The sequence below is a fragment of the Lutibacter aestuarii genome (genome assembly GCF_042676885.1).
GTDB classification, from domain to species: domain Bacteria; phylum Bacteroidota; class Bacteroidia; order Flavobacteriales; family Flavobacteriaceae; genus Lutibacter; species Lutibacter aestuarii.
Genome location: NZ_JBHTIC010000019.1, coordinates 116,619 through 128,578, shown reverse-complemented (window position 1 = coordinate 128,578; position 11,960 = coordinate 116,619). Strand labels below are relative to the sequence as shown.

At 31.2% G+C, this 11,960-nt stretch carries 6 protein-coding genes; 2 read left to right on the top strand and 4 right to left on the bottom strand.

Going from position 1 to position 11,960, the window contains the following annotated elements; all coding sequences use genetic code 11:
* From ACFQZW_RS12510 to ACFQZW_RS12495, 4 genes are all read right to left on the bottom strand, one after another.
* A partial coding sequence (locus tag ACFQZW_RS12510) for an alpha-amylase family glycosyl hydrolase (RefSeq protein ID WP_386783424.1) occupies window positions 1-2,794 on the bottom strand: 2,794 nt, incomplete at its 3' end.
* Window positions 2,795-2,895: 101 nt separating this feature from the next.
* Window positions 2,896-4,191 carry a SusE domain-containing protein gene (locus tag ACFQZW_RS12505; RefSeq protein ID WP_372801115.1) on the bottom strand — a complete coding sequence of 432 codons (1,296 nt, stop codon included), beginning with the start codon at window positions 4,189-4,191 and terminating at the stop codon, window positions 2,896-2,898.
* A gap of 18 nt (window positions 4,192-4,209) precedes the next feature.
* Window positions 4,210-6,072: a RagB/SusD family nutrient uptake outer membrane protein gene (locus ACFQZW_RS12500; RefSeq protein ID WP_372801113.1), complete on the bottom strand. Its 1,863-nt coding sequence runs from the start codon at window positions 6,070-6,072 to the stop codon at window positions 4,210-4,212.
* Window positions 6,073-6,083: 11 nt separating this feature from the next.
* Window positions 6,084-9,041, bottom strand: a complete 2,958-nt coding sequence (locus ACFQZW_RS12495) for a SusC/RagA family TonB-linked outer membrane protein (RefSeq protein ID WP_298265979.1) — start codon at window positions 9,039-9,041, stop codon at window positions 6,084-6,086.
* 308 nt (window positions 9,042-9,349) lie between these two features.
* Here ACFQZW_RS12495 and ACFQZW_RS12490 point away from each other — a divergent pair, with 308 nt between their 5' ends.
* Together ACFQZW_RS12490 and ACFQZW_RS12485 are read left to right on the top strand one after the other, a co-directional pair.
* Complete coding sequence (locus ACFQZW_RS12490; RefSeq protein ID WP_298265981.1) at window positions 9,350-10,372, top strand: LacI family DNA-binding transcriptional regulator; 1,023 nt, start codon at window positions 9,350-9,352, stop codon at window positions 10,370-10,372.
* 246 nt (window positions 10,373-10,618) lie between these two features.
* On the top strand, window positions 10,619-11,959 hold the full coding sequence (locus tag ACFQZW_RS12485; protein WP_298265983.1) for an MFS transporter: 1,341 nt from the start codon (window positions 10,619-10,621) through the stop codon (window positions 11,957-11,959).
* Window position 11,960: the final 1 nt, after the last annotated feature.

Below are 11,960 nucleotides of genomic sequence, written 5' to 3'. Positions count from 1 at the left end.
CTACTGAAATACAAAATTCATAGGTATCAGGAGCCAATCCTTCAATAAAAGCATTGGTAGTATTGGTAAAGTTATAAATTGTTTCATCTACTGTTACAGAATAATTATAAGCTTCTTGTGCAGCAATCTCAATGCTGCCATTTTCTTTGCCAACACAGGTTTCTCCTATAACTTCTATCGTAAAATTGGCTGGGGAGAGGCTAAATAAAGGACAGCCAGTTTCATTTACATTAGTTCCTGGAAAAGTGTTAGGGCACAAATCTAAAGTATCTGCAACACCATCGCCATCACTATCATCTAAAGCAGTTCCTCCTCTTGGATCTAATAGTTTTATAGAAGAAAATAGTTTGTATTCTCCAGGTTTTAAAGAAATAGTTTCAGAAGTATTGATAACGTTTTTTTCTTCCCCAGTAAAATATTCATACCAAATGCCAGTTTTTGTATAAGGAATGTTTATTTCTTTATTTACAATATCAAAATTCCCAATTATAACAATATCCATGCTAGAATGTTTTAATACAATAGATTTTGTTAGTGTATTTACATTTAATAAGAAATCAGAAGAATTGAATACTTCGGGATATTGTTTTTTAAATTCAATTAAAGTAGCCCAAGTATTATAGAGCTGTTTTCTTTGAGCTTCATTAAAATATTCCCACAATATTGGTTTTCTTCCTACTCTATCATTTTCATTGATACTAATGTCATAGCCCAATTCACCAAATTGCCATATCATTTTAGGTCCAGGAATGGTAAAGAAAAACATTCCTGCAAGTTCTTCTCTTGCTAATGCAGTGTTTAAATTTTTAATATTATAGGTAGAATTGCTATTGCCATATTGAAGATTTTTGTACATTAAACGCTCTTCATCATGACTTTCCATATAACCAACTATATTTGGTTTGTTCCAACCTCTTTGTTGGTAAGAAATCCAAGAAATATCTGATTCAGAACTATAGCCCATTGTATTTTGATTGTAATTATGATTTAAATTTCCCCAAAGCATAATACCATAATTTGCTAATTCAGTTTCTTCTGAATTTGTAGCTAGATGTTCAAAAATAACATACGGTTTGTTTGTAGAATTATAACTCCACACATGGTCTGCATAGTTTTTTAAAATAGCTATTCTACTAGCATCATAGGTACTTGCCCAATTGTTGCTTCCATAATATAGGGTGTTAGAAAAACCTTTAGTAAAATCGAACCTAAAACCGTCAACTTTATATTCTTCCATCCAATAAGTTAATACATCATTAAAAAAGTTGGTAGTGTATGAAGATTCATGGTTAAAATCGTAGCCCCAATGCGCACTTGTATTATCTACCAAGTTATGATTTTGATTATACCAAGGGTTATCAGCAGCAGGCTTATTATTTTGTGAATCCCAATACATTTGAAGTAGAGGAGATTGTCCGTATGAATGATTAAAAACAACATCTGCTAAAACAGCTATATTTCTTTTATGACATTCATCTACAAACTTCTTTAAATCATTTTTTGTTCCATAGGCTTTGTCTAAAGCCATATATAATGCAGGATTGTAGCCCCAGCTATCTGCTCCTTCAAATTCATTTATAGGCATTAATTCAATAGCATTGATGCCTAAAGACTGTAAATAATCTAATTTAGTTATAGCTTCATTATACGAGTCAGATTCTGTAAAATCTCTGATATGTAATTCATAAATTATTAAATTGTCTTGCGGAGGTTTAATAAAGTCCAAAACATTCCAAACGTATACTTCTTCATTGATTTTAAAAGTAGAAACATAACCATCGGTTAAATTAGTAGGATATTCTTTTAAGTTGGGATAATTTCCTTCTTTAATATATTGATCTGTCCAAGGGTCTAATATTTTTTCCGAATATGGGTCGGCTATTTTAATATTAAAGTCGATAAGATATTGATATGCATATTCAAAATTTTGGTCTAGGTTGTTTAGTGTAATCCAAAAATACTCACCGTCTTTATATAGTTGATAGGCTTCGTTTAATTCCCAGTTATTAAAATCTCCAATCAAAAAAACATCTGTTTTGTTTGGAGCAAGTAACACAAAAGTTATTGAATTATCAGGATGAATATTGATTCCATTTTTTACACCATTTGGTAAACTTTTATGTTGAGTTGGGGATTTTACAAAAACTGAAATTTCAGTTTCTTTAGTTTCATTATTTGCAGTAGCTTTAGCTTTTATAAAATGATTTCCAGTTGTAGTAAACTTATAATTAGTAGAAATAGTTGTTGAACTATTAGCTATTTTTTGAGAAATGCTGTTTACTAAAACTTCTAAATCTGCTTCTAGAGAAGATTCAGCAGTAATAGTAATAGTTTCATTTAAATTAAATGAATTGTTATTTATTGGGTTCGTGATTGTGATATTTAAACCTTCTTCATAGATTGGAATAAAAATATCTGACGTTTGAGTATTTCCATCTGAAGATCGAAAAACAAAACTTAGTTCTGTTATTGTTTTGTTAGTATTGATTCCATAAAAAGAATAAGCAGAAGGAGTGATGCTTAAAGTATATTCATTAGAGTTTGAGGCTGATCTTGTTAATTTTGGTTGTACATTATTTTCGCCCCAATTTCCAATAACATTTTGCCATTTCACCCCATCAACTGTAGCTCCTGTATGCGCATAAATGTCTCCACTATAATTATTAAGTGGAGTGTTAGCAGCATTAAAAACTATGGTTATTTCATTAGTTGCTGTAGGAATTGCTGGTAAAGTACTAACTTGAGCAAAACTTACTTGTACTAATAGTATAAATAGAAGAGCTATTTTTTTCATTTTGTTGGTTTGAAATAAATTTAAAAAAATTAATAGTAAAAATCTGCATAAATATTTTTATGCAGATTTTTATAAATATTCTAATTAAAAGTTATTTTTAATTAAATAGCTGTAATAATATAAGTAGGTGCATTTTCATCACTAAAATTTAGAATAATTGAATAGGTTCCAGCAGAAACAACGATGTTAGCTCCTCCAGCTTCAAGACTACCATCATTACCATCATCACCATAATTAACATCCCAACTATCATTAGTTCTAAATTTTATTTCACCATCTATTAAAGTTACTTTATCAAGTACCCAAACACCATCTTTACTGTAATCTGGAGAGAATCTTACATTTGGCCCATCCCAACCATTTGGAGCAGCAGAACCTACTAATCCCCAAATATCAATTGGTTCAATAGAATATTCTAATGCATTTAGATCTAAAGTTACCAAATAATTACCTGCAGTAACAGCGATATTAGCACCTCCATTTTCAAGTTTTCCATCAGCTCCATCATCACCATAATTTAATCCCCAATCATTATTAAATCTAAATTTAACCTCACCTTCACTTAAAGTTACAACAGTTTTCCAAGTGTTCGAATAAGAATCATAATTCATTGTCATATCAGGTCCATCCCAACCATTTGTTGTAGCGGAACCAACAAGTCCCCAAGTATAAGTTTCTATGGTATAGGTTAGCGAATTAGTATTAAAAGTAATTTTATAAGTTCCAGCTGAAACAACTATATTAGCTCCACCAGGTTCTAGGCTACCATCATTACCATCATCGCCATAATTAACATCCCAACTATTATTACTTCTAAATTTAATTTCACCATCAGATAAAGTTACATAAGCTACAACAACATCTGCATTGCTAGTTTGATAGAAAGGAAGATCTGGTCCATCCCAACTATTAGGTGTAGCACTTCCAACTACTCCCCAAATGGTAGATAAGTCTAGTTTGTCTTCATAAACAGTTGCATTAAAGTTTGTGATATTAGAAACTAAATCTTTGTAATCACTTAATACAGCTCTTACTTGAACTGAAACGGATGAAGGTGAACCACCTTCTAACCCTAATCCTATTAAAATTTTATTTAACTCAACAGTTTCAAATGTTTTTGAAAGTTCACTTCCAACAGATATTGCTTTTTCGCCATTTGCAGTTGATAGTGCAACTTCATATTCTGCACCTGCATTAAAGCCATAATCTGGCTTAGTCCAAGTTACAGTTAGTACATCTTGTCCAGCATTGTCTTTGTCTAAAACTACATCAGTTGTTGAGATGCTAACTGTGGTAGTAGCATTAGAATTTAATACTGTAAAATCTTCTTTATCACAAGCAACCAAAAAAACTGAAGCTGTGAATAGAATTAACAAATTATTTAATAATATTTTCATTTTTTCCTTTGATTTATATTAGTACGAAGGGTTTTGTTGCAAGTTTGGATTTGCATTTAAATCTGTAGCTGGAATTGGGAAAAGGTTTAAGTAAGAAGGGGTTGAAACACCTTCTTTTACACCACCTTTCCAAGGCCATACATACGCTCCATCGGTAAATCTTCCAAATCTAATCAAGTCAGTTCTTCTGTGACCTTCCCAATAAAGTTCACGAGCTCTTTCATTTAAAATAAAGTCGAGGTCTATAGAAGTTACTGTACCAAAATTATTGGCTCTAGCTCTTAATTCATTCATATAAGAAATTGCATTCGCTTCACTTCCGCCTCCACCTCTTAAGGTTGCTTCTGCGTACATTAAATATACATCAGCTAGTCTAAATAAAGGAAAGTCAGTATCAGTAAAGTCCCCACTAGTATCAGATCCAGCTACTCCATTACGATCTACGTTTTTAAATTTAGGAACAGCGTAACCATCTGTAAAAGTGCTTATAGATTCAATTTCCAATTCTTGTCCGTCAGTATAAAAAATTGCTCTTGGGTCTTTTTCAAATGAATATTCTTGAGTATTTACGTTAACAGTAAGTTTGTATAAACCAGCTGATACTGAAATGTTACTTCCATTATCTCCAAAATCACTGCCATTCCAAGCATTATCGGTTCTAAATTTTATTTCACCATCTACTAAGTTAACAAATGCTTGAACTACATTTGGAGTACTTGTTTGATGAAGAACTAGGTCTGGACCATTCCATCCGTTTGGTGTTGCAGATCCTACCACTCCCCAATTTGTTGCAGTTCCAATTTTGGCATTAGAAGCATTAAGATCAATTCCAGAATTAAAAGTGTTTACTAAAGCACTTGTAGTTCTAGTACCTCCCCAACCACCATTAATTCCATAATCTTCAGGAGACATACTACCTCCAACGGCTGCGTGAATTAAAAAAGTTGTACCACCAAAAGATTGAGTTCTCAACCCATCAAATGCGATAGGGAAAATAACTCCATTAGCAGTGTGGTTATCAGCTAAAAATAAATTATCATAAGTTGTTTCTAAACTATAACCCGCATTTATTACTTTTTCTGCATAATTTACACAGTCGCTATATCTTCCAGTTTTTGTATAAACTTCAGCATTTAAATATAATTTAGCTAATAAAGTCCAAGCAGCAGCTTGATCAGCTCTTGCATACTCGTTAGTTCTTGGAGCAGGTAATTTACTTTCAATAGCTAATAATTCACTTTCAATAAAGTTAAATAAATCGGCTCTTTTAATTTGCTCAGGAAAGAAGAATCCAACTTCATCAGTTTCGGTTACAAATGGGAAATTACCAAATAAGTCAATAGCATGATAATAACTTAAAGCTCTTAAAAAGCGTACTTCACTTTTATATATTTGAATTTCTTCTAACAGCTGACCATCAACTCCTCTTGCACTTAGTTTTGCATCTGTTGTTTCTCTAAGGAAAGCATTACAAGAAGTGATTTGATATATGATTCTATTGTATAAAGCAGTAATAAATTCATTACTAGCGTTCCAATCTTGTTCATGGTAATCTGGTAAACTTCCATCTGCCCATCCAATTACAGCTTCATCTGTAGTTACTTCTTGAGCTAACCAATATTGTCTTAAATATTGACTAAAGCCTTCATCAATTCCTGAAATATCAGGTAAACCTGCAGGACCTTGTTGTCCACTAATGGCTAACCCTGCATAAATTTTAGCTAAAACTTGTTTATAAGTAGCTGGGTCATTAAATAATTCGTCAGCTAGTACAATGTCTTTATCTTGAGGAACTGTATCTAGATCTTTTAGACACGAGGTTAAAGTAAACAAAGTTACGATAGTTCCTATCATTAATATTTTAAAAGAATATTTTTTCATTTCTTAGTTAATTAAAAGTTTAAGTTAACTCCAATCATATAAATTCTTGGTCTTGGATAGATGTTAAAATCGATACCATTTCCAACTTCAGGATCAAGACCTTCATAATCAGTTATGGTTAATATATTTTGGGCAGAACCTGAAACAGATAAGTTGGAAGATTCTCCAAACACACTACCAAAATTATAACCTACTGTAACATTATCTAACTTTACAAAAGAGGCTTCTTGTACGTAGTAATCAGACAAATATCTTTCGGCTCCACCATTGATAAATCCTGATTCTAAAATATTTTCAACTCCATTTTCAATTACATTAGGGAAACCTGGATTAAGTAATTGGTCTCTAAATCCTTTAGCAGAATCAACATTATTGTAAACATAATTTCCAATATTTGCTCTCCATGCCATATTGAAATTCCAATTTTTATAGTTTAAATCTGTTGTAAATCCTAAAGTATAATCTGCTGTTGGTTTTTGATATCTGTATCTATCAGCATTACTAATAATGCCATCATTATTTCTATCTACATATACACCTTCAATTGGTTTGCCATTGGCATCATATACTTGTTGGTAAACAAAGAATGAATAAGGATCATAACCTACGGTATGTCTTTGAATGGTATTTCCAACACCTCCATCAAAACCACCTACAGGAACTCCCTCATAGTCTGGGCCATCATTTGTTGTAAGTTGAGTAATTTCAGTGTCATTGTAAGTAAAGTTTAAACCAAAGTCTAAATTTAAATCTTCAGTTCTTATAGCTTTTGTATTTAAGGTAAGCTCAATACCCTTATTCTCCATCTTACCAATGTTAGCATTACCAGCATTAGATAAAGATGAACCTCCAGGAAATGGTATAAAGTTTAGTAAATCTTTTGTTTTTCTAAAGTAAGCATCAACAGATCCGCTTAAAACATTATCAAATAAACCAAAATCTAGACCTGCGTTGTAAGTTTCAGTTTCTTCCCATTTTAGAGTTGAGTTGAAAGGTTGTGCTCTAAATGTTGTGATATAGGAGCTTCCAAATTGGTATTGCGCAGTATTTGTACTGGCCAAATATGTTGCAATTGCTGGATAGTAATCTCCAACATCTTGTTGACCAGTGATACCCCAGCTTAAACGTAATTTTAAGTTAGAAACAGCATTTGCATTTTTCATAAATGGTTCTTCGTAAATTTTCCAAGCAAATGCAGCAGAAGGGAAATTACCCCATCGGTTACTTTTACTAAATCTAGAGGATCCATCTCTTCTATAAGTTAAGGTTAATAGGTATTTATCTGCATAAGAGTATTTTAATCTTCCAAAAAATGACTGTAAATTTAATTCATTATAATAATCTAATAATTCTGTTAAGGTTTTATCTTGAATATTATTTTTATCAAACCCTTCATTTTTAAAATTTTGATAAGAGTATCCAACCATAAAGTCTATAGAACTATTAATAGCATCTATATCCTTAGCATAATTCAAGTAGAAATCAGATAAGATATTCTTTTTATCTTGTTCAAAATGTGAAATACTTCCTAAAGCAGCAAGTTCAGCAGTTTTGGCAGTAGCTGAATTAAAAATGGTATTATCACCATCACTACTTGAAATATCATAACCAAGATTAAGATTGGCTCTTAATTCAGGTAAAAAGTGCATTTTATAGTCAAATTGAATGTTACCAATACTTCTGTTAGAGTGACTTTCATCATTTCTTAATTCTAATAAGGCTAATGGGTTTCTTGGAGCTCCAACAGCTTGAGGGTTTCCATTTTCTTGTAACCATTCAAAATATCCACCATAGGTAGGATTGTTTGAATATACTGGTTGGGTTGGATCAAAAGAAATGGCATTTCCTATTGCACCTGTGTCTGCAAAACGGTTGTTAATTAATGATAGTTTAGTATTTAAATCTATTTTTAAATGCTCATCTAATAATACAGTACCAATACTAACTGCAAAAGTTCCTCTTTCAAGTTTTGAAGTTTTTAAGGTACCTGTTTGGTTGGTGTAACCTAATGAAGTTCTAAATTTAAAAGCACCACTACTACCATTTAAACTTAAATTATGATTGGTACCATAACCAGTTCTAAAAATTTCGTTTTGCCAATTTGTATTTTCATTTCCTAATAAAGCTATATCAGAAGGAATTCCATTTTCATTTACATACGTTCTAAATTGATCGGCAGATAAGGCATCTACAGTTTCAATATTTGTATTTACAGAAAAGTTAGAACTATAGGTTCCTTGAATATCTCCATCACTCCCTTTTTTAGTTGTAATAATGATTACTCCATTAGAAGCTCTAGAACCATAAATAGCGGTTGCAGAAGCATCCTTTAATATGGTGTAAGATTCTATATCATTTGGGTTAATGGTATTTAAAGGGTTTCTGATACCCGCAATACCTTCTTTGTCAACAGGAACACCATCTATAATAAATAGTGGGTCATTTGAAGCATTTAATGAAGCTCCACCTCTAATTCTAATTGTAGATCCACTTCCTGGAGCTCCACCACCTGATGTAATTTGTACACCGGCAACTTTACCAGTTAACATTTGGTCAGGTGAAACAATAGCACCTTTATTTAAATCTTTCGCTTTAACTGAAGTTACTGATCCTGTAGCATCTTTAACTGTGGTAACACCGTAACCAACAATTACTACTTCATCTAAAGACTCCGTACTCTCTACTAAAGAAACATTAATTGTTGTAGTTTCACCTACGGTTATTTCTTGTGTGTAAAAACCAATATAAGAAAACACTAAAACATCTCCAGGTTTAACATTTTCTAAAGTATAATTTCCATCAAAATCTGTTGAGGTCCCTTTAACTGTCCCTTTAATTATAACGCCAACGCCTGGTAATGCCGTATTACCTTTTGACTCTACTACGGTTCCTTTTATTGTTTGTTGACCAAACATTAAAATAGGAACTAAAAGTAGGACATTAAACAAAAAAAATTTAAAATTTTTCATCTATTTTAAGTTAATTAATAATTAAGTTTTTTTTAATAATTTTTGATACTATTTTTTTACTTTTCACAGTGTGAAGTTAGGAACTTAACATTTATTTAACGTGACAATAGTCATCTAAAAAATTCCGCAAACGTTTTCGTGTTTATAACTTTTTTACTCAAACGTTAGAGTTAATAGGGTTTTTTTATGTTTTTTTTTGGAAATTTTAAAAAAGCTGTTAAAAATATGTTTTTAGAATGTTTAAATGTTAGTTAACTTATTAACTTAATAGTTTTATATTTGTAGTTAACAAGATTTACTTAATTGATATGAAACCAAGAATTACTTTAAAAAAAATAGCAAATGAGTTTGGAGTATCCATATCAACAGTTTCTAAAGCACTAAAAGATAGTCATGAAATAAGTGAAGAAACACGAGAAAAAATTAAAGCATTTGCAGGCTTTTATAACTATAAACCTAATAGTTTAGCATTACAATTAAGAAATCAAAAAACTTCCGTTATAGGTGTAATAATTCCTGAAATTGTACATCATTTTTTTTCAACAGTAATCAATGGAATTGAAACCTATGCAAATGAAAAGGGATATAATGTGATGGTTTGTTTATCTAATGAATCGTATGATAAAGAGGTGTCTAATATAAGTGTATTAACTAATGGAAGTGTTGATGGTTTAATTGTTTCACTTGCAAGAGAAACCCAACAAAATCAAAATTTTAAACATTTTGAAGCACTTATAAAAGATGACTTTCCGTTGGTGTTATTTGATAGAGTTAAAGATGATTTAGCCTGTGATAAAGTTATTATTGATGATGTTGGAGGAGCTTATAAAGCAGCTAATCACTTGGTTGAAATAGGAAAAAGAAGAATAGCTTTATTAACCACTCAAGATTATATTACAGTAGGTTCATTACGAAAAGAAGGGTATTTAAAATCATTAGTTAAAAATGATATTGGAATAGATGAAAGCCTTATTTATAAAATTGATGATAAACAAGATTTGTACGAACAAATAAAAAAAGTAATTTTTGTAAAAAATCCACCAGATGCCATATTAGCTGTTAACGAAATTTATGCCGCCAATGCATTAAAAATTGCTAAAGAAAGAGGCTTAACAATTCCAAATGATATTGCAATTATAGGGTTTACAAGTGGGTTGATTTCAGAATTTACATCTCCTCCGTTAACTTCAGTTGTTCAACATGGTTTTTTAATGGGAAAACAAACAGCAGAGTTGCTAATTAATAGAATTGAACATACCGCCTCAAAAGAGTATCAAAAAGAAGTGATTTCACCTAACTTAAAAATTAGACAATCAACTTTAATTAAATAAGAATTATATTTAATTAAAAATATTTATAAAAAATTGTTTAAAAAATAATTGTTAACTCAAAGGTTATAGTACTAGATTTTCTTTTTTTTTGTTTAAAAAACTGATTTTAAAAGCGATAAAGTTTCAATTTAATTTATATATTTGTTCAGTAAAAGCAATTTTACACTACTATTTTTTCACACTTCACATTAGCAATTAAGGTCTTTACCTTAACTTGTATTAATATTTTTAATACTAATTATATTTATGGAAAAAAGGAAACTAAGTTTCTGGGATATCTGGAACATGAGTTTTGGGTTCTTAGGAATTCAAATGGGATTTGCATTACAAAATGCAAATGCCAGTAGAATATTACAAATATTTGGAGCCGACGTTCATGAATTATCTTGGTTTTGGATTGTAGCACCTTTAACAGGTTTAATTGTACAACCCATTATTGGTTATTATAGTGATAGAACTTGGACCAAACTTGGAAGAAGACGTCCTTATTTTTTAGCAGGAGCTTTATTAGCATCTATCGGGTTGATTTTAATGCCTAATGCAGAGATGTTTACTGCTTTTATGCCTGCCTTATGGGTAGGTGCAGGAATGTTAATGATTATGGATGCTTCATTTAATATTGCAATGGAGCCATTTAGAGCATTAGTTGCAGATATTTTACCATCTGATCAAAGAACTTTAGGATTTAGTGTTCAAACTATTTTAATTGGTATTGGAGCTGTAGTAGGTTCTTGGCTACCATATGTTTTAACCAATTGGTTTGGAATTGTAAATGAAACTCAACCAGGAGAAGTTCCAACAAATCTTTTATGGTCATTTATAATAGGTGCTACAGTTTTGGTGATAAGTATTTTAATTACGGTATTTACAACGAAAGAATATTCTCCAGAAGAAATGGCTCAGTTTACTGATGATAAGGAAGAAGTAGAAGAGGAGTCAAGTATCCTAGATATTTTTACCGATTTTAAAAAAATGCCTTTAACGATGAAGCAGTTGAGTTCGGTTCAATTTTTTTCTTGGTTTGGGTTATTTGGTATGTGGGTGTTTTCCACTCCAGCCATTGCACACCACATATATGGTTTAGGGCTTGAAGATCATGGAACAGCATATCAAAATGCAGGTGATTGGGTAGGAATTTTATTTGGAGTTTATAATGCAGTTTCTGCTGTTTATGCTTTCTTTTTACCAGCAATAGCAAAAAAAATAGGAAGAAAAATGACTCATGCTGTTTCATTGTTTTTTGGAGGTTTAGGTTTAATTTCTATTTATTTTATGCCTAATGAAAATTGGTTGATTCTTTCTATGATAGGTGTAGGAATAGCTTGGGCAAGTATATTAGCAATGCCATATGCTATTTTGGCCGGATCAATTCCTGCAAAAAAAATGGGTGTTTATATGGGAATATTCAACTTTTTTATAGTGTTGCCACAAATAATTAATGCAATTATTGGAGGACCAATTGTGAAATACTTTTATGGAGGAAACCCAATTTATGCATTGATAATGAGTGGAGTTTCATTATTAATTGCAGCAATGTTAGTTTTCAAAGTTAAAGATGTAGATGATGTAGTAACAACAAATAGTTAAC

Excerpts from the sequence above, each read along its gene's own strand:
- ACFQZW_RS12505 (WP_372801115.1), bottom strand. The coding sequence starts at position 4,191 with ATGAAAATATTATTAAATAATTTGTTAATTCTATTCACAGCTTCAGTT.
- ACFQZW_RS12500 (WP_372801113.1), bottom strand. The coding sequence starts at position 6,072 with ATGAAAAAATATTCTTTTAAAATATTAATGATAGGAACTATCGTAACT.
- ACFQZW_RS12495 (WP_298265979.1), bottom strand. The coding sequence starts at position 9,041 with ATGAAAAATTTTAAATTTTTTTTGTTTAATGTCCTACTTTTAGTTCCT.
- ACFQZW_RS12490 (WP_298265981.1), top strand. The coding sequence starts at position 9,350 with ATGAAACCAAGAATTACTTTAAAAAAAATAGCAAATGAGTTTGGAGTA.
- ACFQZW_RS12485 (WP_298265983.1), top strand. The coding sequence starts at position 10,619 with ATGGAAAAAAGGAAACTAAGTTTCTGGGATATCTGGAACATGAGTTTT.